At 46.9% G+C, this 22,288-nt stretch carries 26 protein-coding genes; 4 read left to right on the forward strand and 22 right to left on the reverse strand.

Going from position 1 to position 22,288, the window contains the following annotated elements; translation table 11 throughout:
* Positions 1-288: 288 nt before the first annotated feature.
* The 9 genes from GO003_RS24580 to GO003_RS24620 all read right to left on the reverse strand — a co-directional run bounded on the left by GO003_RS24580 (position 289) and on the right by GO003_RS24620 (position 8,376).
* Positions 289-576, reverse strand: a complete 288-nt coding sequence (locus GO003_RS24580) for a type II toxin-antitoxin system RelE/ParE family toxin (protein WP_159656693.1) — start codon at positions 574-576, stop codon at positions 289-291.
* The gene (locus tag GO003_RS24585) at positions 563-835 is read right to left on the reverse strand and encodes a ribbon-helix-helix domain-containing protein (RefSeq protein WP_231089270.1); all 273 of its coding nucleotides are present in this window, start codon (positions 833-835) and stop codon (positions 563-565) included. The genes GO003_RS24580 and GO003_RS24585 overlap by 14 nt, the downstream gene beginning before the upstream one ends.
* Positions 836-1,258: 423 nt before the next feature.
* Positions 1,259-1,972, reverse strand: a complete 714-nt coding sequence (locus GO003_RS24590; protein WP_159656695.1) for a DUF7168 domain-containing protein — start codon at positions 1,970-1,972, stop codon at positions 1,259-1,261.
* Between the two features lie 15 nt (positions 1,973-1,987).
* Complete coding sequence (locus tag GO003_RS24595) at positions 1,988-2,740, reverse strand: PRTRC system ThiF family protein (protein WP_159656697.1); 753 nt, start codon at positions 2,738-2,740, stop codon at positions 1,988-1,990.
* 344 nt (positions 2,741-3,084) lie between these two features.
* Positions 3,085-3,597, reverse strand: a complete 513-nt coding sequence (locus GO003_RS24600) for a hypothetical protein (RefSeq protein ID WP_159656699.1) — start codon at positions 3,595-3,597, stop codon at positions 3,085-3,087.
* A 504-nt stretch (positions 3,598-4,101) separates the two neighbouring features.
* Entirely contained in the window at positions 4,102-5,046 is a 945-nt protein-coding gene (locus GO003_RS24605; protein ID WP_159656701.1) for a hypothetical protein, read from the reverse strand.
* A gap of 60 nt (positions 5,047-5,106) precedes the next feature.
* Positions 5,107-5,376 carry a hypothetical protein gene (locus GO003_RS24610; RefSeq protein WP_159656703.1) on the reverse strand — a complete coding sequence of 90 codons (270 nt, stop codon included), beginning with the start codon at positions 5,374-5,376 and terminating at the stop codon, positions 5,107-5,109.
* Positions 5,377-5,718: 342 nt separating this feature from the next.
* A complete protein-coding gene (recD2, locus tag GO003_RS24615; protein WP_159656705.1) occupies positions 5,719-8,181 on the reverse strand; it encodes an SF1B family DNA helicase RecD2 in 2,463 nt (820 codons plus the stop codon).
* Positions 8,182-8,205: 24 nt separating this feature from the next.
* Entirely contained in the window at positions 8,206-8,376 is a 171-nt protein-coding gene (locus GO003_RS24620; protein ID WP_159656707.1) for a hypothetical protein, read from the reverse strand.
* Positions 8,377-9,386: 1,010 nt separating this feature from the next.
* Here GO003_RS24620 and GO003_RS24625 point away from each other — a divergent pair.
* Complete coding sequence (locus GO003_RS24625) at positions 9,387-9,725, forward strand: type II toxin-antitoxin system RelE/ParE family toxin (protein ID WP_159656709.1); 339 nt, start codon at positions 9,387-9,389, stop codon at positions 9,723-9,725.
* Positions 9,722-10,009 (forward strand): helix-turn-helix domain-containing protein, encoded by a 288-nt coding sequence (locus GO003_RS24630; RefSeq protein WP_231089271.1) that lies wholly within the window; start codon positions 9,722-9,724, stop codon positions 10,007-10,009. Before GO003_RS24625 ends, GO003_RS24630 begins: the two co-directional genes overlap by 4 nt.
* 240 nt (positions 10,010-10,249) lie before the next feature.
* Here the strand turns inward: GO003_RS24630 and katG are convergent, their stop codons facing one another.
* Entirely contained in the window at positions 10,250-12,472 is a 2,223-nt protein-coding gene (gene katG, locus GO003_RS24635) for a catalase/peroxidase HPI (RefSeq protein WP_159657343.1), read from the reverse strand.
* A 311-nt stretch (positions 12,473-12,783) separates the two neighbouring features.
* Here katG and GO003_RS24640 point away from each other — a divergent pair, with 311 nt between their 5' ends.
* Positions 12,784-13,659, forward strand: coding sequence for a LysR substrate-binding domain-containing protein (locus tag GO003_RS24640; protein WP_159657345.1), 876 nt, complete (start codon positions 12,784-12,786; stop codon positions 13,657-13,659).
* 545 nt (positions 13,660-14,204) lie between these two features.
* Complete coding sequence (locus tag GO003_RS24645) at positions 14,205-14,531, forward strand: hypothetical protein (protein WP_159657347.1); 327 nt, start codon at positions 14,205-14,207, stop codon at positions 14,529-14,531.
* Here GO003_RS24645 and GO003_RS24650 read toward each other — a convergent pair.
* From GO003_RS24650 to iscB, 12 genes are all read right to left on the reverse strand, one after another.
* The gene (locus tag GO003_RS24650) at positions 14,513-14,698 is read right to left on the reverse strand and encodes a hypothetical protein (RefSeq protein WP_159657349.1); all 186 of its coding nucleotides are present in this window, start codon (positions 14,696-14,698) and stop codon (positions 14,513-14,515) included. The two genes, GO003_RS24645 and GO003_RS24650, sit on opposite strands and share 19 nt — an antisense overlap.
* Positions 14,695-15,315 (reverse strand): hypothetical protein, encoded by a 621-nt coding sequence (locus tag GO003_RS24655; protein WP_231089272.1) that lies wholly within the window; start codon positions 15,313-15,315, stop codon positions 14,695-14,697. Before GO003_RS24655 ends, GO003_RS24650 begins: the two co-directional genes overlap by 4 nt.
* Before the next feature lie 40 nt (positions 15,316-15,355).
* The gene (locus tag GO003_RS24660; protein WP_231089273.1) at positions 15,356-15,976 is read right to left on the reverse strand and encodes a hypothetical protein; all 621 of its coding nucleotides are present in this window, start codon (positions 15,974-15,976) and stop codon (positions 15,356-15,358) included.
* A gap of 31 nt (positions 15,977-16,007) precedes the next feature.
* Positions 16,008-16,634, reverse strand: coding sequence for a PRTRC system protein A (locus GO003_RS24665; protein ID WP_159657714.1), 627 nt, complete (start codon positions 16,632-16,634; stop codon positions 16,008-16,010).
* 1 nt (position 16,635) lies between these two features.
* Positions 16,636-17,250: a helix-turn-helix domain-containing protein gene (locus GO003_RS24670; RefSeq protein ID WP_159657712.1), complete on the reverse strand. Its 615-nt coding sequence runs from the start codon at positions 17,248-17,250 to the stop codon at positions 16,636-16,638.
* Positions 17,251-17,329: 79 nt separating this feature from the next.
* Positions 17,330-17,692: a hypothetical protein gene (locus GO003_RS24675; RefSeq protein WP_159657710.1), complete on the reverse strand. Its 363-nt coding sequence runs from the start codon at positions 17,690-17,692 to the stop codon at positions 17,330-17,332.
* A gap of 12 nt (positions 17,693-17,704) precedes the next feature.
* On the reverse strand, positions 17,705-17,944 hold the full coding sequence (locus GO003_RS24680; protein WP_159657708.1) for a hypothetical protein: 240 nt from the start codon (positions 17,942-17,944) through the stop codon (positions 17,705-17,707).
* 15 nt (positions 17,945-17,959) lie between these two features.
* Positions 17,960-18,739, reverse strand: coding sequence for a PRTRC system protein B (locus tag GO003_RS24685; protein ID WP_159657706.1), 780 nt, complete (start codon positions 18,737-18,739; stop codon positions 17,960-17,962).
* Positions 18,729-19,922, reverse strand: a complete 1,194-nt coding sequence (locus tag GO003_RS24690; RefSeq protein WP_159657704.1) for a hypothetical protein — start codon at positions 19,920-19,922, stop codon at positions 18,729-18,731. Before GO003_RS24690 ends, GO003_RS24685 begins: the two co-directional genes overlap by 11 nt.
* A gap of 78 nt (positions 19,923-20,000) precedes the next feature.
* Positions 20,001-20,231, reverse strand: coding sequence for a PRTRC system protein C (locus GO003_RS24695; protein WP_159657702.1), 231 nt, complete (start codon positions 20,229-20,231; stop codon positions 20,001-20,003).
* Positions 20,232-20,240: 9 nt separating this feature from the next.
* Positions 20,241-20,681 (reverse strand): PRTRC system protein E, encoded by a 441-nt coding sequence (locus tag GO003_RS24700; RefSeq protein ID WP_159657700.1) that lies wholly within the window; start codon positions 20,679-20,681, stop codon positions 20,241-20,243.
* Between the two features lie 47 nt (positions 20,682-20,728).
* Positions 20,729-22,015 (reverse strand): RNA-guided endonuclease IscB, encoded by a 1,287-nt coding sequence (gene iscB / locus GO003_RS24705; protein ID WP_159657698.1) that lies wholly within the window; start codon positions 22,013-22,015, stop codon positions 20,729-20,731.
* Positions 22,016-22,288: the final 273 nt, after the last annotated feature.

Below are 22,288 nucleotides of genomic sequence, written 5' to 3' on the forward strand. Positions count from 1 at the left end.
GTAAAGTTTTGTCTCATCACAAAAAGAATAGTCCAAATGTTGCATTTGATTCATGGCGATTTATAAAGTTTGTGAGGATTAGTTGGCCATGTCTGGTTCGATTCGTCTCTTATTCTCAGGTTAATGTCCGCCTCTTCAGCCAGGCAATAGATAGGCTGGGTTGGACGACGAATCAAGGTTAACAGTCCTCAGTTCTTTGGCGTTGATCTGCCCATCATATAGATGGAGTAGGCTGTTTTCTATTGTGGTAACAAAAGATTAAAATGGCGGCTGATACACGACAGTTTGTTATAGCCAGTCTTCCGTGCCCTGATAGCCTAAGATAGCCATGATTTCGACTATGTCGCCATTGATCCGGTAATAAATGCTGTCGGAGCCATACACACTACGCCTATATCCTGCACGGATAGAGTCAACGGCCTGATATAAATAAGGTTGTTCTGCGATTAGTGCAAAACGATCAAGCATCCCTTGATGATATTGATCGGCTCTCTGATTTCCGTGCGTGTTAACGCCGTATAACCAGATTCTCTTCAAATCGGTGCGGGCTTTTTTCGAAAGTTTATAACAGCCCATCTTGCCGTGCTTCATCCTTGAAGTTAGCCAATAAATCTTCCGGCTGCTCGTCGATAAAACCACTTCGTTCCGCTTTAATCAGTTCAGAACGAATATGCTCTATTTCAAGCTGCCGCCGCCGTGCTTGTCTAATTAAGTCGTTAATCGCTTCGCTCTTACTGCTGTACTCTGCACTGGCAACTTGAGCCTTCAACCATTCGTCGTTGGGTTCCGATACGGATATGCTTTGCCTTACCATTGTCTGACCTTTCAAAAACATGTTAAACACCAATATAGCACCAATTTTGCACCGCATAAAACAAAAATGCAGCGTCCAAAAAACGGAGGTTTTCTGGACGCCTTGGTGGTGTGCCTAACATTGACTTAACAGACCCTAATCGGATGCCCTAAACCGTACTGGTCGAGGCTGCCGTTTCAGTTGCAAATAATCCTGGTTTGCGGCGGATGATTGCAGGTTGATGTGATTGGTTTGCAGGTTCAGTTGCAAATAATCTCGGTTTAAACGCCAGTTAGTTGCATTTAATCGCGGTCGAAAAATCCGCTGATTGCAGGTTTTTGGGTTTTCAATTGCAGGTTGTTACACCTACTGCTGTTGCCGGTTAAACCTACTGAATCTTTGTTATCCTCACCGCCTAAAACGGCCACTGAAAAGAAGAAACAATAGAATGGTTTTGACCGGCAATTAATTACCCTCCATTATTTGCCCTATCTGTTTACCTGCTTTGGTCTGCACCGGTCGGTGAATGGATATGTCCTTTGCAGCATCAAAACCGGCTTGTAACGCTTTGACATCACTTTCTCTCTCGATATTAGGCCGCTTTCGTTTGTCTTGCTCAAGATCGTCACCCCATCTTCGCGATTTGTATGCATCAATAGCAATCTTTTCTTGTTCGCTCCCCGAAAAGTCCTGGACTTGTTTGGCGATTCGATCGATCCATGCCGTACAAAACAGATTGGCCATTCTGATTTTATTCGATCGTTTGTATCGACCAAGTGTTGTTTGGTAGGCTTTTCTGTCTTTAATGATCTGTCGTCGAAGCACGTCGAATGTGTACGAGGCCAGTTCTGGTTTAACGCCTACGCCGAAAAATGTCATAAAACTTGCCCGGTTACCGAACCCATCATTTCGAGTAGTCGATACCATTTCGCAAGAGAATGCTCGGGCGATAAGTCCACCCAAATGCATTAAATAAACAGGTGGTCTATGCGAGCCTGTATTCACATCGATTTCTTGCACCTTTGCAGCCGAAACATCGTCACAGTTCAATCCGTGTTTGCGCATAAGGGCTTCAGCTTGCCGTCTGGCTGCTTCCGCTTCAGCCGGGTTATCGGATGATGCCAGAGCTAGGCATTTGGCTATTTTCTCGGCAACTTTTTTGAGAACTTGATCAGTCATTCTGCTTTAATTCCATTATTCAAAAATATTGATCGGCGTCTGCGTTCCATTTCGGATATCCACAAAAGCTCCTTGATGATTTAATCCGCCATGCCGCAGAAGTGACCAGATCAACTGCATTGCCACGTTGGCTATGGCACGATTGATCGGCAAATCCTGACTAGCCAGGGCTTCTTCCATGCTGCAAGATGGCGTATTGTGATCCATCATACCATCCAACTCCGGGTGGAAATCGAATACGGAAGGCAGTTTGACCGGATTCTCACTGGCATGACCAAGCCTTCCCAAAATGACTTGCCCAGTGCTTTCACCGTTCCCACAATCCAGCCAAACGCAACTCGAATAGCGATTATTGTTGCACGTTGCCAAGTCGGCGCGGAATTGTGCCACATCGACGCAGGTAATCAGTAGATCACAGTTCAAACCGTTGCAATCTCTGTCAATAGCGAACATGCGGGGCATGGCCACCCAATCACGCCCGAACAAATAATTGATTCTTCGAATGGTGACTATTGCTTTATTATGCCCAAGATCGGCAGGAAAGAATGCTTGTCGTCCTATATTGGGCCTTTCAACAACATCTCCGTCCCATGCCGTTACATGCAGGCCTGGATGACCAAGCTCTCTGATAGCGTAATCTATCCTTGCGAGACTGGTTAAGACTTCAGAGCCGGTACCGCCGACACCCATCAGACAAATATTAACGCATCGACGCAGCCAGTGATCGGGCGTGCAGAATTTGAAGGGTTTGACGATATGGTTTGTCATGTTGCCTCGCAAAGAAAAATCGATTTGTTAATGATATTTCTAACATGGGCGATCGATCATGCAAGTCACGATTAACCGTCAGACTCCAACTTCTTGTTTGATGGGCTTTCAAAATCCTATTTGAATCTTTTTTTGCTTATTTCGGCTATTTGCATTCTAGGGTTGGAAATCAGAACGGCTCATGCTTTTTAATCACGCCGTTTTGTGCAAAATCCGGTTGGATCGTTTAAAAATGCACTGACTTGTTATGCGCAATAGTTGGTTGGACTGCCAATGCTCGTTACCGACCCAAAGCTGTCATCCAAACAGTTTATTCATGAAAGACATGATATACACTACTAAAACTATTTTTGGTGTTTTATAGCTCCGGATTTTACCCACTCATGAGATGGAGGGGGTTCCATTTTTGGGGCCTTTTGACCAGTCGCGTACCAACCAGGTCTAGTTACGCGCAACTCTTGATGAAATACAACAAAGTCGCTGACATGCGCTAGTGTTTCTCGTAATGGTTTGGTTTGTTGGAGATTCTCCAGCCATGAGTTTTTATCTACCGTCCCTATGATCAGATATTCATTTCCAACTGTCTCGGGCTCTGTTTGGCTAAACAGGTCAGTTAATAAATGCTCAATTTCATGTTTATGAGCTATTAGCAAATCACATGATTTACAGTAACGGCAGGTGTAATTCAGAGCTATTAAATGCATAGGATTAATGTGGATCAACAGCGGAACTTTCCGTTGTCCGGTTTTGCGTTCGCACATGGGACAGCTTGTGATACGCATATCCGGATATGGATTGATTACAAAACTATGCTTGGCCGGTAGTTCGCCAAATTGAGGCTTTTTAGTTTTTATCATGTTTAATTATTAGTTCTAGCTCTATTCTAAACTTCAGTATAAGCATCTGCTATAGCAGATGACTTATAAAAACATCACAATTTTAAAATTCAAAGCTGTCTGTCCGGTTTTGGCCGATTCCCAAACTTCATTCTGCTATATTCATTACCATAAAGCGGTCAGTCGTGGCCTGCACAAATAGCTATTAGTTCGTTTCACCAAAAAGCGTACAATTAATTCACTCAGCATGAGCTTGCTGAATGCCTATTTTATAGGTTTTTTTCGGCTCGACTAGCCCACCATAATATGTAGATATTTTAATGAAACGTACTACTAGGTGCGCTGCTGTCGGCGATCTTCTCGAAAAATTGTCGGTTCGAAAGTCAGACACAAAGTGTTACAACATCTTCCGTATACCCTCAATAAACTTTTGGCTAATCCCTATCGCCACCCATTCCGCCACATAATCACCATGACTCGCCTTTCAAGGCGATGGTGCCTGGAAAAAGGTTTACACTATCTCAATCAGGGCTTGATCTTTGCGGCAAAATAAATAATGTCGGGAAGTAGTTGCAGATAGACCGCCAGCTTGCCTAAAACATCCACTGCGTCGTTCGGCGGTTTGATGACACGCGTCCTCACTTGCTCAATGATTTCACGTAACATTTTTTTGCCTCGAAATCGATTGATGCCAACGTCCAGCAATGGTGATAAAAAAGGCGCGATGATGAGTGTTGCCATTAATCCGCTGGTTGCCCCAACCCAACCTACCCAAGCAGGAACTCCGGTTAGACTCACCCATAGACTGCCCCACCAGGACAGATTGCTGGTATAAAGCGCTGTTGCAGCAGCCTGCCCTGTAGCGACGCTGCTGCCAAAGCCGCTGGCTCCCAGACCCTTCCCGAGTAAGCCGGTCAATAAAAACATCAAGGCTTCTCGCGAACCTTCAACAGGAAGCGTCATTCGTTCAATATGATGGGCGAGTTGTCTCTCAACTGCTTCACGCTGATGGGTTGGCAGTCCGTCAAGTAAACCACTCAATTGGGCCTCGAAATTGGCTTGATAATGAGCAACATAATCCTGAAGCTTTTTGTCCAAGCCGGGTAAATCAAGCAATTCAACTTCAATCGCGGTATACAACTCATTTTGCTTACCCGATAAAGCAACAGAATTGAGTTGATTTTTCTTACGGGTAGCGGCTGACTTGATAAAGCCCCATGCTGAACGAGGCAGGGTAGCTAACTCCTTGGGAATATCGCCTCGGTGGCGCCAATGGCGGCTTAAGACAACACGCGGGGAAGAAAAATAGGTCAAATACACTGGCGTGACCCGATTTTTAGCCTCATCAAGATGCGACTCAACGATGTCGTTTAGATTTTGCCGGTGTTGTTCGATATTATGCGCGTAACCACAAAAAAGGCTCTTGTCCGGAAGCTGTGCTGGAGCGTTTTGATTATCGAGCTGAGACATTCAATTTATCGTTTTCGGCTTGTCAGCGTTTGGAAAATTTGCCCATTTAAAAAAATGGCATTACCGTTTATCCCTGTCCTCAGTATCGGCTTCGTGCTTTTCTCCCTCGTCCTTTATGTATTCCCACAAGCCGTTTTGATGCAGCCAAATGGGATCAGCATTTTGCTGGATGTACTCGTCAGCATCAATTCCTTCGATCATAGGCGGTCTTTTGATTTTTACTTGCTTGCCATTTAGGAATACCCAGAGGTACTTCTTTTGATTTTCTTCTTTTGTCCTTTTTCTTGCACGCTTTTGAGCCGTTGTCAGCTTCTTTTTTACCTTAGCCATTGTTTGATTTAATAGGGGTAGTTTAGAGTCGCAGCCGTTAGAGGAATAATATCAATGAAGCAGCAGTGCAAGTAGTGCCCTTCGGTTAAGTAGCGTTAAGCCGGAAAAAAGCAGTCACAGTATACAAAATTGACAACCAAAAAAGTGGAGAGTACGGGCATTGACCATTTTTGGTACCGCTTTCCTTCAAAAAAGACGGCCGGCCTTCCTTTTTCCATTGCGTCACTGGTATAGGATGGACGACATACTCCAGAGCAACCTTGGCTTTTTGCGGAATGGCTTAAACCAGGGTCTGAATTTCAAGATCCACTGTAGGTGGGTTATATATCCGGCCCTAACGACTCATGCCTTAATCAAGGCCTCTAAAGCCGTCTGTCTCTGGCTTACATCCTGTTGTCGTATCGCCATGGATAAGGCTTTTCGGGTGCCGACAAAGACCGCTAAATTTTTTGCCCTCGTTAAGCCTGTGTAGACAAGATTACGATAAAGCATTTTAAAATGTTGGCTAAGGATAGGAATAATAACCGCTTTAAATTCGCTGCCCTGAGACTTATGAATGGTAATCGCATACGCAAGATCAAGTTCCATAATATCTTCTTTCTTATAGTGTACGGCTCTGTGATCCGGATAAAAAGTCACCACAGCGGTCAATTCCTCATTATTTATTGACACAATTTTGCCAATATCCCCATTGAAGACATTCAGATCATAATTATTCCGACGGTGAATCACCCGATCCCCTTCTCTGAAGAGTCGTTCCCCCACTTTCAATTGACACTTGTTTTCAGCGGGTGGGTTAGCTTTTGCCTGAATCACCTGATTTAGATGGGCAGAGCCCAGACTGCCCCGGGTCATGGGGGTTAAAATCTGAATTTCTGTAGCCTGGCCATGGTATTTAGGGATCCATTCAAGATAGAGCTTAACCACGGTATCAACAGCAGAAAGGCCATAATGCAGTGAAGACCACGGATGAATTTTCTTGACCACCGCTTTCAGCGCATCAACCTGCGCTTCTGTTTGGGTTAATTGCTCAATATCCACATGTTTGAATTTATCAGGGACCACAAAGTCCACTTCATAAGCGGATTGGATGGCCTCTTCGATTCTGAACTCGAACGGTGACTGATCGGCAACCAGGTTTTCCAACTCGGGGTTTTTCCAATCAAAATGGCGTTTCACGCGGTTAATAAACCCGAGTTGCTCTTGAGTGGCCTCATCCGAATCAATGAACAAACAATCGGCTTTTTTGTGCCAGAGCTCAGGGTTTTTAAACGGTGACTCAATAGCCGGTGTTTGTCCTTGATTGATCTGATGCGCATACTGGATGATCAAGGAGGCTTGCGCCTGACGAAAAACCTGCGTCAATCGAAAACAGGGGATCACTTCAGAAGCAATCATATCCTTAAGGACATTGCCTGCGCCGACAGCAGGTAATTGATCCGGATCGCCGATAAACAGCACCTGACAGCCAGGAGGTACCGCTTTTAATAAACAGGCCGTTAAACTGATATCCAACATCGAGCCTTCATCGACAATCAGGACATCGGTTTTTAATTGAGAGGTTTCATTCATCTGGAACTCACCGCCTTTCCATTCCAGCAGTCGATGAATGGTTTTAGCTTCTCGGCCGATCACCTCGCTCATTCGCTGTGCAGCACGTCCCGTAGGCGCAGCCAGTAAAACGGTCTTGTTCATGGCCTCCAATAGACGAACGATGACTAAGGTCGTCGTGGTTTTACCGCAGCCAGGTCCGCCCGTCAGTATTGAAAAACGGTGTTGCACCACGCCGTTAACGGCGCGGGCTTGTTCATCACTTAACGTGATGTGTTTACGCTGGCAATAGGTGGCGACCCACTGGGCAATTCTCTTTGGGTCACTGGCAACAGGCTGCTTCATTCCCCGCAGCAGGGCTGCGACAGCGGTTTCATCATAAAAAAGGGTCTTTGAGTAATAGCCGATAGTTTCCACAGTATCTTTGTTCAGACGTCGGGTACACAGCTGACCGGCTTGTTGCATTAAACCCAGATACTCGTTTAACCGCTCCCCCAGGTTTATGTCAATCAGTTCAATGATGCCGGTATTGATCTGGGGCGCGGTCAGATAACAATGGCCGTGCTCACGACTGGCGGCCAAGACATGCTTGATAGCTGCCAGCATGCGGGGTTGGCTGTTTACCGCCAAGCCAATACTCAGTGCCACTTTATCCGCTGAGAAAAAGCCAATCCCATAAATATCATTCGCCAGCCGATAGGGATCTTCGGTGACCATTGCAATCGCTTTATCGCCATATTCTTGATAAATGCGCACCGCAAACAAGGTGCTGATGCCATGACCCTGCAGAAACATCATCACTTCTCTGATAGCACGGTGCTCAGTCCATGCCTGCTCTATTATTTTTAGTTTCTTTTGGGCGATGCCCGGGACTTCGGTTAAGCGATGGATCTCATTTTCAAAGATAGTCAGGGTCTCTTTCTGGAAATACTTAACAATTTGTTTTGCCGTTTGCGGACCCACCCCCTTAATGAGGCCCGAACCCAGATATTTTTCAATAGAGGCCGTCGTCGCCGGCTTCTTTTCAATGGCTTCGGTGGCTTTGAATTGCCGGCCATATTTATGATCAAGGGTCCAGGCGCCGCGAAATTCCATCGTGGCGCCGGCAAAGACTTTGGTTTGATGAACCGTGACGGTTTCTTGTTGTTGCGGCGATTGAAAGGGTTGAACTCGCAGTACCGACCAGCCCGTTGTCGGGTTGTGATAAGTCACCCGGCTGACAATACCGGTCAAAACTTCGGTAATGGTGTTCATTGACGACCGGTCAACGCTATTGGCTTATAGAGGACTATCCGGTAATAGTGATGCAATCTTGGGCGCATCGGTGTGATCGGGTCTGGAGGAACTGACATCGGGCAAGCCTTGAAGATAAATAACGTCTGGTTGGTGATTCATATAGGCATGAAAAATAGTCTCATTCCAATAAGTATCTGACAAGCCCTGTTTCATCAAATTTACCAGAGAGTTTGCCGTTGTCTTGGTTTTGTTGTCGCTGATGGTGCGGTTAAGATACGCTTCCCAACCAAGCTTATCGGGCTAAGCAATACATAGGGTGTAGTGAAGATGACACTGTACTCAAAGGGCGCTAAGACAGGCGGCAGAATCCTTACAAACCGCAGTTCACCTTGACGCCCCCCCTAAATTCATAGCTGCCCATGCGAGAGTCTTGCATCGTCTGCATGACTTCTTTCATCGCTTTATGTAAACCGAACTGCTTTGCCCGGTCGATGATAATTGTCGTGCAAGTTTATTTATCGAGTCAGGCCGTCAAATCAAGCAATAGCCCGCAATTAGGAATGTTCAGGAATAAGGTTCAGAACTTCCACCAGTATCGATAATAAGTTTTGGGTTGAATTCGCCTATATCAATATGGCTATTTATGCCAAAAGCCCAGAAAAGGCAACTATTCCATTTCACTAACACGTTAAATTAATGGATATACGTACTATTTTTTATTCGACAAGAATTTCGTTAAGTTCTAATTAGTCTAGCCGAATAGCCCCTATTAGACGACAGTTAAATCAGCCTGGGGTACGACAACAATTCCTTCATTTTTAGGCCATAAGGAATTTCAGTCTCTAATGACCGGCTTATCCTTCCTCAAATCTGCCAATGTTTATGGTTTAAACCAGCCCATCCTGACCCACACAAATCACTTGAATTTATTCAAAAGCGGTCATTCATGCTGAGTAAAATAAGGGACAGTCTACTGACAATAACGACCCCAAGTTGACGTTCAAAGCTTTGCGCTCAATGTCGGCAGGTATTTAATTAACTGTCATTCAACGTCGCAAACGGAGCGTAGGGAATTTGCATCCGAATAAATTTGCTTTGTTAGATTGAAACACCAAGTCTAACCTCATTCATTTTGTTACCTGCTTGATCAGTCCGTTTTTGAAGGAGGGGTCAAGCCTGTAAATCGCTTCTAAAATCATACAAAGTATTGTATAATTTATTCTATGACAATCACCAAAACCGTCGAATTTAGAGGCCGGTCGTTAGAAGATCTGCGCACGTTTCCGCTGTCAGCACGACGTGAAGCAGGATTTCAAATCGACAAAGTGCAGCACGGCCAGGAGCCGGACGATTGGAAACCGATGAATACGGTCGGCCAGGGCGTGAAGGAAATCAGGATTCGTGATTCAGCCGGAGCATTCCGTGTGCTGTATGTCGCCAAGTTTGCCGATGCGGTGTATGTGCTGCATTGTTTCCAGAAGAAAACGGAAAAGACCAGCACAACCGACCTGGACTTAGCCACCAAACGATATTTAGAGTTAGTAAAGGAGTTGAAGCCATGACCACTCAACGATTTGCCAGCGTATGGGATGCCATCGAGGACACGCCGCAGGAAGCGGAAAACATGAAATTGCGTTCCACACTGATGATGGCCATCAAAAACCACATCACCCGCGCCGATCTCACCCAAGCCGATGCCGCCAAGTTGTTAGGCGTCACTCAACCCCGAGTTTCTGACCTGATGCGTGGCAAAATCAATTTGTTTGGACTGGATGCCCTGGTGAATATGGCTACTGCTGCGGGCTTGCAGGTTGAGATTAAAGTACTGGAAGTGGAATTAGCCTAAAACCGGAACATTCAGAGATTAAATCCAAAACGATCGACACGGAAAAGAATTGATCAACACACATTAGGCGCCTAGAAACTCTGTCCCCCGTTAGAAATGAAGGAGCTAAATCGACCCTGAGGCGACATTAGGATTAAATGTTACTGATTGTCTGGTTCTTGTGATATTCCAGTCCTTTAGTTTAGCAGGCCCCCCAACTTGACTTTTTTACGGTCAGATTGGGTGCCTAGCAAGCTTAAATCAGCGTTTGTCGAAACGATCCAAGTCCATCACTTTGGTCCAGGCATTGGCAAAATCCTGCACGAATTTTTCCTTGGCATCGTTCGAAGCATAAACTTCCGCCACCGCCCGCAATTCCGAGTTGGAGCCGAAGATCAGGTCGACAGGAGTAGCCGTCCATTTGACTTGGTCAGTTGCCCGATCCCGCCCTTCGTAGATTCCCTCGGTGGCCGACTTGCTCCATTTTGTCGACATATCGAGCAGGTTGACGAAGAAATCGTTGGTCAAGGTACCCGGCCGGCTGGTGAATACGCCGTGCTTGACATGCCCAGTATTGGCATCCAGGGCGCGCATGCCGCCGACCAGCGCGGTCATTTCCGGGACGCTCAAGGTCAGGAAGTTGGCGCGTTCGACCAGCATTTCCGTTGGCGACAGCGCATTATCCTTGGCGAAGTAGTTGCGGAAGCCGTCGGCTTTGGGTTCCAGCACTGCTGCTGAATGTACGTCGGTTTGTTCTTGCGAGGCATCCATCCGGCCTGGTTTGAACGCTACTTGCACCTTGACACCAGCTTTCTTCGCGGCTTCTTCCACGGCAGCCGAACCGCCTAACACGATCACGTCAGCCAGCGAGACTTTCTTGCCGCCTTTTATCGTGCGGTTAAAATCGTTCTGGATGGTTTCCAGGCGAGCCAGTACCTTAGCCAGTTCGGCAGGATCGTTAGCTTCCCAATCCTTCTGCGGTGCCAATCGAATCCGCGCGCCGTTGGCGCCGCCGCGCATGTCAGTACCACGGAAAGTCGCTGCCGCCGCCCAGGCGGTTCTGACCAGTTCCGGTATTGTCAAATCAGAAGCCAAAATGGTAGATTTCAATTTGGCGACATCCTTGGCGTCGATCAGTTTGTGATCGACTTGGGGAATCGGATCCTGCCAGATGAAGTCTTCGGCCGGCACTTCGGCACCCACGTAGCGGGCCTTTGGCCCCATGTCGCGGTGGGTAAGCTTGAACCAGGCCTTGGCGAACGCAAGCTCGAACTCCTTTGGGTTATCCAGAAAGCGTTTGGAGATTTTTTGATACTCCGGGTCCATTTTTAAAGCAATGTCCGTCGTGAACATGATCGGCGCGTGGCGTTTATTGGGATCGTGCGCGTCCGGCACAAAGTTTTCGCCTTTGCCGTCCTTGGGAATCCATTGCGTGGCACCGGCCGGGCTCTTGGTTTGCTGCCAATCGAAGGTGTACAGCCAAGTCAAATAGTCGTGGGTCCAACGGGTCGGATTGGTCGACCAGGCGCCTTCCAGGCCGCTGCTGACTGTGTCGACGCCATGACCGCTGCCGCATTTGTTGGCCCAGCCCAAGCCTTGCTCTTCAATGCCGGCAGCGGCGGGTTCCTTGCCGACGCATTCGTCCGGCTTATGGGCGCCATGCGCCTTGCCGAAGGTATGGCCGCCGGCGATCAGTGCTACCGTTTCTTCGTCATTCATCGCCATGCGGCCGAAGGCATCGCGGATGTGCTTGGCAGCCGCTAACGGATCGGGGTTGCCGCCCGGCCCTTCCGGGTTAACGTAGATCAGTCCCATTTGCGTGGCCCCCAACGGCTTGGCCAGTTCGCCTTTATCATCGTGGCGCTGGTCGGCCAGGAATTTCTTTTCCGAGCCCCAATTGACGATCTCGGCTTCCCAGTCGTCGGCTCGGCCGCCGGCAAAACCGATGGTTTTGAAGCCCATCTCTTCCAACGAGACGTTACCCGCCAACACCATCAAATCGGCCCAGGATAGTTTGGCGCCGTATTTTTGCTTGACGGGCCACAACAGGCGGCGGGCTTTGTCCAGACTGACGTTATCCGGCCAACTATTGAGTGGCTCGAAGCGTTGCTGACCACCAGACGCGCCGCCGCGTCCGTCGAAAATACGGTAAACGCCGGCACTATGCCAGGCCATGCGAATGAAAAATGGCCCGTAGTTACCATAGTCTGCCGGCCACCAGGGCTGGGAAGTATGCAATACATTGGCGATGTCTTTTTTCACCGCTTTCAGGTCCAGGGTTTTGAACTGATCGGCATAGTTAAAAGCTTTGCCCTGCGGATTGGACTCGGTGGAATTCTGGCGTAGCGGTTTCAAGTCCAGTTGCTCCGGCCACCAAAAGCTGTTAGTTGTCGGTTGCATTTCGGCAAATACCGGGCTGGCATTCAACGCTGCGGTTATGGCTACCGCAAGTGCGGAAGCCAGGAAGATTTGTTTCGTTTTCATAGTGCACCTTTGTTCCTGGTTGTGGGTGAATGCTAAAAATCATGCCAATGGCGCTTCAGGTAGCGGAAGCGATCAATATGGCACCGTCGATTTTTATCGAACTTTTTATTGGTAATGGGCGAATCAACGAATTAAAAATCCGCTAATTGATCATTCCGACGAATCTATTTAATCGGATTATGCAGATATTTTGAAATTCATTTCATCGATAGCCCCATTTTTCAAATCAATAGACTGCAATCGCAAGGTGGTACTATTTAAAATTGTCCGGCTTTTTGCCAAACAACACACCCTGAAGGGGATAATTAGCGATGAACTTGCGTGATTTGAGCTACCTGGTGGCGGTAGCGGAATTAAGAAATTTTAGTCAGGCGGCCGACCAATGCTCGATAGGCCAACCAACGTTGAGCACTCAGATCAAAAAACTAGAGGATTATTTGGGCGTAGACCTGTTCGTGCGCGAGAAAAATAGCGTTGAAGTGACGGAAACTTGCCAAGAGATTTTGCCGATTGCGAGAAGAATTCTCGCTGACGTTCAGAGCATTCGGCAAATCGCCACCCATGCCAGCGATCGGCATCGCAACATGCTGTCGCTGGGGGCGTTTCCTTCTCTGGCTAGTTACGTGCTGCCGGAGTATGTATTCCGTATCAAGCAACACTATCCGGATCTCAAGTTACAGCTGGTCGAGGAAAAAACCAATTTGTTAATAGATTTGCTGCTGGGCAAAAAACTCGACGCCGCTTTATTAGCCCTGCCCATAGAGCATGAGCTACTGGAATGCCGAATACTATTTGAAGACCCATTTACCTTGGCCGTATGCGCCGACCATCCCCTTGCCGATTTGGAGGAGGTGGACTTAGGCATGGTGGCAAAGGAGAATCTGCTATTGCTGGATGAGGGCCACTGTTTGCGGGATCAGGCGTTGAAATTGTGCAATCCTTCCCGCTTCGTGGAACACGACTTCCGGGCATCCAGCCTGGAAACTTTGCGTTTCATGGTTAAGAACGGTGTCGGTGTCACGCTAATGCCATCCGTCGCCGTTCAACCCGATGATAAAGACATTCGATATATCAACATCCACCAACGCCCTAGCCGGACTATTGCACTGGTTTGGCAACGGGCTCATCCCCGTAGCGCGATTCTTGAGACATTGGCCAAACTGCTGGCTTATAAACCGCTGCCCTGACCTTCAATTCTGAAATTCGGATAATTGAACACCATAAATACGGTATCGCAACGGAAGCTGAAATTGGCAGTGGATAACTCAGTTTCTCTTGCTTATTACCGGCGTTTGTTGCTTCCAATTTGGAATGCCCGGAATAACGGGGCTAGAACCTAAAAGTCAGCTTCACAATCAAAACCAGCCATTAGTGAACAATGCCTTTCAGCAACCTGAATGTCGCAAATTGGCCGTTATGACACAGTGATAATTTCAATTTGCTCGCCGGATACCGGACATTCGACTGGATTATAGAATGTATTAATCGTTGAAATTAAATAGTCATCCCGACCGACAAGTGATGGCCGTTAACGAGCATTGACAGCCCAACCAACTATTGCACATAACAAGCTATCGCGCTCATCAACGATCCAACTATGTTTTGCACAAAACTGAGCTATTAAAAAACATGAATCATTCTGATTTCCAACCCCAGAATGCAAATAGCCCTTATTTCTTTTGGTTTTGTGCGAAGATTGTTGTGATACACTGATTTTGGCCAGCGACAACCCATGAACCTCAACCACAACCCAACAAGACAACAGCTAAAAGCCATATTTTCTGCTTGCGACGATACCATCGGTCATCATGTCCTTTGGGTTTCCAGAAATGGTGACGTGGCCTTGACGCCAATGCCAAGCGAACGGATTCCTGTCGGATTTGACCAAACAAACCCGGATTTGCTTTTGAGTTATGAAACCTTCAGGCAAGGCACCGGCTATGTTGGCCACCAAGCCGCTGAGGATGAAAAGTTCGTGGACAGAATATTCAAGAGCCTGCAGAGCGAATGGGCGACCGTTACGGAAACATCCTCGAAGTGTTATGTTGATTTGTTCTGAGTATGTTTCTCCTGGCCGGTAGCATCCATCGGGTTTTCGCTTAAATCTTCGCCTGCACAACTGACTGAGATTTTCTCATCGGAAAGCTTGAGATCGATGTCAACCAACTCGGCTCCCATTTCTTCTACGTTTTTGTACAGATCACTGAAATCCACGTTCAATTTCACTTTATTACCTCACAATTCGACTGAAGCTCAATGTGCTTTTCGATTAGATCGTGAAGCGACTTGTTTGAATCGATTCCGTTTAGAACCTGCTCGATGTCTGTCTCAGGATTAATGGCCTTGAGCATTCGCAAACGGGGTAACGGACCCAGTTTACTTTTTCCGGTTCTAACTCCAGAAATGGATGCTCTTTTCAAACCCAGGAATGAGGCCATTTCCTGGTCTACGGTGAACAAGTTTTCATCTTGTCCAAATGCTTTAAACAGCTCTATGAGTTTTGTATCAACGGCTGTTGGCTCGCCCTTCTCAAACTCATCAAGCGCTAGTCTTTCAGCGCCACGCAAACTGAGCCTAAGCAGTTCACTAGACAAATACTCGGGGCTGATTTTCTCCAATAAACCAGGAGTACTAACGATATCTAGTCTGTCCATGGCTTTTAACCGCTGGTTTATGCTTAATCCCATCTCTCCACGTCGTATCTGGCTTATGGTCTCTTTAGTTACGCCTAGAAACCTTGCGATTCCAGCGTCTGCTTTATACCCAAACAGATGCTTGAGTTTATCCAGCAAATCCGCGTTCGAAACATTTGAATCAGTTTTTAACTTTAGCTCGCTCTTCATCTTCTGAAATTCCTGCCATGAAGTTATATCACGTTCAATTTCACTTTATTACCTCACAATTCGACTGAAGCTCAATGTGCTTTTCGATTAGATCGTGAAGCGACTTGTTTGAATCGATTCCGTTTAGAACCTGCTCGATGCCTGTCTCAGGATTAATGGCCTTGAGCATTCGCAAACGGGGTAACGGACCCAGTTTACTTTTTCCGGTTCTAACACTCGATATCGTGGCTCTTTTCAAACCAAGAAAATCAGCCATTTGTCGGTCTGTATGAACCAAGTTCAGCTTCTGTCCATACGACTTGAATAAATCAATCAGTTTGACATCAATTTCTTCTGGTTCGCCTGCCTCGATCTCGTCAAACGCTAATCCCTCCGCGCCATCCAAACTGAGTCTATGAACCTCTCGAGATAAATGATCCGGCGCAATCTTTTCGAGCAAATTACGTATTTGGATGCTAGCCAACCTATCCATGATTTTGAATCTTTGCGCAATGCTCAAGCCTTGCAAGCCTTGGCGAATCTGACTAACCGTGTCCTTGTTGAGACCCAGGAATCCAGCAACTTCGACATCAGTTTTATAGTCAAAGCCTTCTTTGAGCTTATCCAGCAAATCCGCGTTCGAAACATTTGAATCAGTTTTTAGCTTTGGCTCGCTCTTCATCTTCTGATATTCCTGCCATTCTTGACCAATTTCAATTAAAAAACTTTCGAAAATCGGGACTCTCAAAGAAATGCCCATTGACCACGATTCTTGTGGCAAAGGTAGGCTCACCCGAATCGCAATTCCCAACAACTCCTGCGATATAAAAGCCGCCGTTATCTGACTTATCGTCTGTTTTGGAAAAGAACGCCGGCACAGTTCCATGCGAATGCAGATCCATGACCAAATTATACTTATCCGGAAGGACATTCCGATAGGAAATATGACCCGCACTAAACGAAATTACCTCCGGCTCATACAGTGCGTATTCTTTGCGGATTTTGTCCCACACCACCAATCCAGCCCACTCCTTCGGTGCAAAAAGGAAGGTCTTCTCGCAGACAGCTTGCAAAATCTGTTTCGGAATCTTTCCGTTCACCAAACAGATGCCGACCGCGCCTATTTGCCCATAGGGCAATTTGATTCCCGACTTCGCTACCGGCAACCTAACATCAAGCACCTGATTAACCGCTTCCACATACACACCATCACTGGCAATTACGAACCGATGCTTGCCTGTTTCCGGTTTCGGTAACGCTTCGCCGTGCAATGGCTGCATTAGGGTTGGCGTTTCCTCAAAAACGATTTGATCGCGCCGATCGGTGAGGTAGTTAATCATGCTACGCGTCAATTAATTCAGCCAAAAGCTCAGTTGAGGAAGTCACTCGTTCAACGAAGTTAAGATCAAAATCCCCCTCAATCCGATAAAGAATTTTTAAGCAAGACTCTTCGCCAATGCCTTGACGACCCATTTTGATATTGCTGACGGTTGATGAGTCAATACCCAAGGCTTCGGCAAGGCTTTCGTTATTTTTAAACTGAAATAATCTTTCAAACGCTTTAATCAAATGTGAGCAATATTGATTTGAGGACATCGTTCCCCTATTTGTAAGTGTTTTTATTTCAGAATCATTAAGAAATTCTTCTTGAATTATATGAAAATTAGTTAAGCAAGACTCATTATGCAGCACTTTTTCTGCTTGCTTTTGGGCACTAGCAATACTCAGTCCAGTTAGTTTCTTTCCTAATCGATCAGGGCGAATTTCTTCGGTCAAATCTCTCATAAATCCAAATTTATTGAGTATCTTTAAGCGATAATGAAAGCTCAAACTTTTCTTTCCCTTCAATATTTTAGAAACCATTGACTCTGATAGCCCCAGAAAATTAGCTACTTCACGGTTTGTTTTGAGATCGAAGCATTTTTGCAATTGAAAGATAATAATTTCATCGTTCATGACATAAACTTGATCAGCCACTCTTCTGGACTTAGCATTTTGCCTTTTTTGTTAATTGAATTTTCAATATGAAACGGGTTTATTCCTGCAAATCCTTGCTGGTCAGGACATACTCACGCGCATCATGTACAGTGTAGAAGTTGATCGTGACGTGCTTTTGCATCCAGCTTTTTAATAGATCATCAAGCTCCTGTTTTGCTTCTACCGATACATCGTCCATAAAGCTATCCGCGTATTCACCGCCAATATCTAAGCCTCTGTTTTGCATCAGCTCGATAACAGCATCGGCATCACAAAGCTCGCTTAATTTAGGTTTCCGGCCATCCCCAACATATATCCTTTGCCCAACTGCAAGCTCGCCGCTATTGCTGTCGATTAACTCTTCAAGTGAACTGTAATTGAAATCTTCGTTGTTAGTTGACCACGCTTCTAATTCGCTCATTTTGGTTTTCCTCTACCCATCTTTACTTTGGTACAAAATATCGCCGTTTGGCAAAAAAATGGTCATCTTGTATTCCGGGTGGCAATTTAAAACCCGTCCTGTATCGGCAAATTTCACATTAAAATTGGCCGAATGATTTCCGCCGAATATAACTCCTTCTTTTCCGTCAACCAGACACTTGGCGCCTTTTCTAATTTTAGGTAGGCCTCGATAGTCACAAACCCTGTTAATTGCATCTTGCGTGTTACCCATTTGAATCACCAAGTTTTAAGCATGATTTTCGATAAAACCCTCTACGCCATACCGCAAAGGATTCAAATGTTCAGTCGGAAATTTGTCCACCTTTTTCTTGGACAGGGAAAGCCAGAACCGATAATGAGCGTTGTTATCGACCGCCTTGCTCTTATACCCGGCCAGGAAAAGGGTTGACGGATTGTTGACATGGGAGAAGGCGCTATCGAACATGACCGATTCCCACGCTTTAATCTGCTCGATCCCGCATTCGTCGTGTAATGTCGCTGACCCCGTGCAGACATTGCCATTGGCATACACATTCATTAACGGCGCATGATATAGTTTTGTTTTGGCACCGACCCTGCCGTTTGTTTTTAACGCTGCCACCGCCAGTTTCCCATTACGATTGGCGACCATCAGCAACCTTGGCCAAGGCAAATCGATCTTTTTCATCGGCATTCCGGTCATATTGAACAGCATGGGGCGAACCTGGGCTGGAACCGTCCAGGCGAGATGGCTTTCGGAAATCGACACCACATTCGGTGGCAAAAGGCTGATTTTTCTTTTACCCATTTCCAGCATTGACCGCAGCACCGATTCCACATCCTCCTTCGACATCAAGCGACCGGCACCGATGACCGACTCCCCTTGCTCATTCGTCACGAAATCGTGCATCGACGCCAGAAAATCACTGGCTCGATACTGAGCATTAGTATCTGAAAGTGCCTTGGCTTGATGGATCAAAATGGCATGTTTTTGCACAATGCTTGGCTTTTCGCCTTGGTAAAACTCGAAAAAATCGTTAGGTTTCACTCTTAGCCTCCAACGCTGAATTAATAACCTCGGCCAATCGAATCAACCCTCTCGACTTGGCCAACAAAATTAGTCTCTCACCGACTTCCGAACATGCAAGCGGATGCAACCGAATAATCCCTTCCGGATTTTCTCCGGCTTGTCCGATGTTGTCATAAACATCGCTCACAACTGCTTCTTCCCAACCGAAACCAAAGCCGATGACATGACCGTAATCCAAACAGACATCGCCATGACTTTCGTTGCATGGGTACAGGTTAGATTCCGATGCTTTCAACCCTGATTTTTCAATCCACTTCCAAAGTTTGATCGTTTCCCGAATGAATTTGATCCAGGGATTCTCGTAGATAGCCCGATTGGATTTTCGCCAACCGCATAGCATTCGCCTGATTTCAGCGATATCCGGCAACTCACCGAACACCGATTTAGAGTTATTGGTTAAAATCGATTTCAGGTAGGCAATATGCGCTTCCAGAGACTCCTGCTCGTCGCTTATCTCGGTAAACGGATAAACATCATTATCCAAAAAGAATTCAGCCAATTCCCCGTTGCTCAGATGGCCTTGAGTTTCCAATGTCTCCTCCAGCGCTTCCAGTTCATCCCCCATCATCATCCAGTGCTCGGACAAGTCATCGACCGTCAATCCAATGCCGCCATTGAAGATCGTCCATTCCAGGCAACCGGCCACCGCTCTTGCAAGCTCACGATCCATTTCCAACAAGGAAAATTGGGAGAATCTCGGATAAACGCCTAACACCAAGAACACCCCTTCGCTTTTATTTTGCTGCATTTCAAAGCTTATTTGCTCGAAGTCTTCATGCTCCTCACCAACCCCTGCAATACGCATTGACTCTTCGTTGAGGTGGCCCTTGATCTTGGCAACGACCTCATGATACAGCCGGTAGATCGCTTCCCATCCTTCAGTTACGGCTTGATCGATTTCTGCTTCTTCTACCAGTCTCATTGAATGGGCCAACAAAATCATGCAGGAAATCCCGGTGCGATAAGTTTCAAAATCGGCCTTGTCTTTGCGGTGTCGAATATCGTCGATCAAACCGCTCAGGTCGGTTTCGATCCTGACTTGACCGAACAATTGACCTACAACATTGGTAACTGCTTGGGATCGATGCCCGTAAGCGTTCGATGGGGCAATTTCGGCAGGTTCAGCCTGAATTGAAAGCATGGCGACTCGTTCTCATTCATGTTTTTATCAATGGGGGATTGATTCCCCCATTCTTTCAACTGCGCTATACCAAAACCATCAGCCTTTGGTTTTAATTTCTTGATGGGGTTTGATGGCATAGTGCAATTCCTCGCCTATCAGCTCAGGCTCGTTGAGTTCGACTTTAGCTAAATGCGGATAAGATGCCGCATAGAGCTTGATCGCTTCTTCCGGGGACAAGTCAGGGGCAGGATCGGCCAATCGAACAGACCCCATTTTGAAAACCCTGACCGGGCGAATGAAAGTGACGTTGCTATTGCTGTTTTCCATAGTGAATCCTTAAAACAATGATTTATCGGTGACTGCGATTTCCGCCGATTTTTCGTCTGTCTCGTCCTGATGACTTGCTTCTTCAAACCGGGATTTTTCCGCGGGTTTATCCGGCTGGTTGTTTTTTGCCGCCTCGGTCTTCGCTTGTTTTCCGGCTTCCTTGATACGGCTCATCACATCCTTCAAATCGTTATGGCCGTCTTCGCGCACATCCGCAAAGTCAGCCAGAGAACGCGGAAAATCGGTGTCCAGTGCTTGAGGATTGGTGACGACATACATAGGCATGGCCAAGGCTGCTCTCAGCGACTGGATCGCTTCTGAGGCTTTCTCGTCTAATCCCCCTTGCAGCACCGGCTGAACCAGCACGGCAAGTTGATCACCCTTGCGGGTGACCGTGAATTGTATGCGCTCATCGTTTTTGAGCATGTTATGGAAGGTTTCAAAGATCATGTTAAGCAGCCTCGCTTTCTGGGTCTTGGGTATATCCGTTTGGGTTTTTAGTTTGTGTAAGCATAGCCATCGCCTCTTTGAATGATTGTGAAGTTTTTGAAACTGGCCGTTATTCTTCCGGCCATGGTTGCAATATCCAGCCTTCCGTTTGCACGTATTCCAGCCAGCCTTCCAACATGGGTTCCGGCGTATTTGCCTTTTGACAGATCAAGCCTTACCAAGTCGCCAGTCTGGAATCCGAAGACACGCTTAACACGTCCAGCGGCATTGCGTGGGAAGCCAAACTTGTCGGTTCTGACGGTTTGCCGAGTACCTCTTCCGGTTGCCTTGATTAACAATGGCTTGGGGTTCTCAGAAATGACAACATTGGCGCCGGTTTCCCCAACGCATGCAGCGTCCGAATAATGATCTTTTGCGTAGTGTTGTTTCGATCTATTTAGCTTGGTTCGGCCTCCAGTCCAAAATGAAGTCGGCAAGCCAAATTCTTTGATGGCGTTGCCAATGGCGTACCGTGTCGCATTAACGGCGGATGCGTCCTTCAGTGGCGCTTTGGCGTATGCCAGTATGCGATTTAATCTTGCTGGATCTTTTACGAACTGCTCGACTGGCATATTGCCTTTGCCCTGATTGCAGTACCGACATGAGATGGTTAAATTGCTAACTCGATTTGATCCGCCTTTACTGCGCGGGACAATGTGTTCGATCTCCAAAGCCGTGTCTTTTGAATCGCAATAGACGCATTGTCGCCTCCATTTTTCCAGCAGGTATTCGCGCACCTCGTAGCCGGTCAACTCGCCTTTCTGGTACTCAATGCCGCTGATTTCTGGATTAACGATCTTTTGCAGATCAAAACGTACGGTTTCGACATGGCACTCACTGATCGGAGCACGCGAACGCAGCTTTTTCAGCCATGAAGACACATTATCGACACGGCTTTGCAGCGAGGGTGGTAGCCAACCGGTTTTCTTGCGGCGATTAAGGAAACGTGCGGCACGGTAACGCGTTTTGCGGTTTCTCCGCCCCCTGCGCAATGAACGGCGAGATTCCAGCTTGTCTTTAATCGATTGGCCACGGTGCGACAGATTCGCGCCCCAAAGCAATTCGTTGCCGCGATTAAATTGACCAACCAAAGCAATGCCTGTCGTTTTTGAGCCTGGATCGACTTTAAACTCAACGGGCTGATTGTCAGGGTCGACTTCGTATTTCAGAATGATCGTAAAAGGCACACGTCGATACACGGCAGCTTTACCAGCAGCCAGTAAACGCCGTGCTCTGGCCGACCTGCATGGCATCAACGGGATTTTTCGATCATCTAAAACAAAAACTCGGTTCATATTGTTCTATTGGCTTTCGCCACAAATAAAGTTACGGTCACCTCGCCCGGAACATGAATGTCGTTCAGGATCGTGCTTACAAATCAACCGGGTGTCTCGGTCATACACTTCTCCCACAGTTGCCCGGAACTGGTGAAGCATTCCGGGGTGTGTCGCTTTCGCTTCACTTCATGTCGATTACTGCTTCGCAGCAGTGGGCTGGTTGGGCTTTCGATCAACACGCTTACGCGGACTAATCAAAAATGACTGAGCGAGCCCAGCACGGATGCTGGA

It is taken from the genome of Methylicorpusculum oleiharenae, assembly GCF_009828925.2.
GTDB classification, from domain to species: domain Bacteria; phylum Pseudomonadota; class Gammaproteobacteria; order Methylococcales; family Methylomonadaceae; genus Methylicorpusculum; species Methylicorpusculum oleiharenae.

Excerpts from the sequence above, each read along its gene's own strand:
- GO003_RS24580 (WP_159656693.1), bottom strand. The coding sequence starts at position 576 with ATGGGCTGTTATAAACTTTCGAAAAAAGCCCGCACCGATTTGAAGAGA.
- GO003_RS24585 (WP_231089270.1), bottom strand. The coding sequence starts at position 835 with ATGTTTTTGAAAGGTCAGACAATGGTAAGGCAAAGCATATCCGTATCG.
- GO003_RS24590 (WP_159656695.1), bottom strand. The coding sequence starts at position 1,972 with ATGACTGATCAAGTTCTCAAAAAAGTTGCCGAGAAAATAGCCAAATGC.
- GO003_RS24595 (WP_159656697.1), bottom strand. The coding sequence starts at position 2,740 with ATGACAAACCATATCGTCAAACCCTTCAAATTCTGCACGCCCGATCAC.
- GO003_RS24600 (WP_159656699.1), bottom strand. The coding sequence starts at position 3,597 with ATGATAAAAACTAAAAAGCCTCAATTTGGCGAACTACCGGCCAAGCAT.
- GO003_RS24605 (WP_159656701.1), bottom strand. The coding sequence starts at position 5,046 with ATGTCTCAGCTCGATAATCAAAACGCTCCAGCACAGCTTCCGGACAAG.
- GO003_RS24610 (WP_159656703.1), bottom strand. The coding sequence starts at position 5,376 with ATGGCTAAGGTAAAAAAGAAGCTGACAACGGCTCAAAAGCGTGCAAGA.
- recD2 (WP_159656705.1), bottom strand. The coding sequence starts at position 8,181 with ATGAACACCATTACCGAAGTTTTGACCGGTATTGTCAGCCGGGTGACT.
- GO003_RS24620 (WP_159656707.1), bottom strand. The coding sequence starts at position 8,376 with ATGAAACAGGGCTTGTCAGATACTTATTGGAATGAGACTATTTTTCAT.
- GO003_RS24625 (WP_159656709.1), top strand. The coding sequence starts at position 9,387 with ATGACAATCACCAAAACCGTCGAATTTAGAGGCCGGTCGTTAGAAGAT.
- GO003_RS24630 (WP_231089271.1), top strand. The coding sequence starts at position 9,722 with ATGACCACTCAACGATTTGCCAGCGTATGGGATGCCATCGAGGACACG.
- katG (WP_159657343.1), bottom strand. The coding sequence starts at position 12,472 with ATGAAAACGAAACAAATCTTCCTGGCTTCCGCACTTGCGGTAGCCATA.
- GO003_RS24640 (WP_159657345.1), top strand. The coding sequence starts at position 12,784 with ATGAACTTGCGTGATTTGAGCTACCTGGTGGCGGTAGCGGAATTAAGA.
- GO003_RS24645 (WP_159657347.1), top strand. The coding sequence starts at position 14,205 with ATGAACCTCAACCACAACCCAACAAGACAACAGCTAAAAGCCATATTT.
- GO003_RS24655 (WP_231089272.1), bottom strand. The coding sequence starts at position 15,315 with ATGAAGAGCGAGCTAAAGTTAAAAACTGATTCAAATGTTTCGAACGCG.
- GO003_RS24660 (WP_231089273.1), bottom strand. The coding sequence starts at position 15,976 with ATGAAGAGCGAGCCAAAGCTAAAAACTGATTCAAATGTTTCGAACGCG.
- GO003_RS24665 (WP_159657714.1), bottom strand. The coding sequence starts at position 16,634 with ATGATTAACTACCTCACCGATCGGCGCGATCAAATCGTTTTTGAGGAA.
- GO003_RS24670 (WP_159657712.1), bottom strand. The coding sequence starts at position 17,250 with ATGAACGATGAAATTATTATCTTTCAATTGCAAAAATGCTTCGATCTC.
- GO003_RS24675 (WP_159657710.1), bottom strand. The coding sequence starts at position 17,692 with ATGAGCGAATTAGAAGCGTGGTCAACTAACAACGAAGATTTCAATTAC.
- GO003_RS24680 (WP_159657708.1), bottom strand. The coding sequence starts at position 17,944 with ATGGGTAACACGCAAGATGCAATTAACAGGGTTTGTGACTATCGAGGC.
- GO003_RS24690 (WP_159657704.1), bottom strand. The coding sequence starts at position 19,922 with ATGCTTTCAATTCAGGCTGAACCTGCCGAAATTGCCCCATCGAACGCT.
- GO003_RS24695 (WP_159657702.1), bottom strand. The coding sequence starts at position 20,231 with ATGGAAAACAGCAATAGCAACGTCACTTTCATTCGCCCGGTCAGGGTT.
- GO003_RS24700 (WP_159657700.1), bottom strand. The coding sequence starts at position 20,681 with ATGATCTTTGAAACCTTCCATAACATGCTCAAAAACGATGAGCGCATA.
- iscB (WP_159657698.1), bottom strand. The coding sequence starts at position 22,015 with ATGAACCGAGTTTTTGTTTTAGATGATCGAAAAATCCCGTTGATGCCA.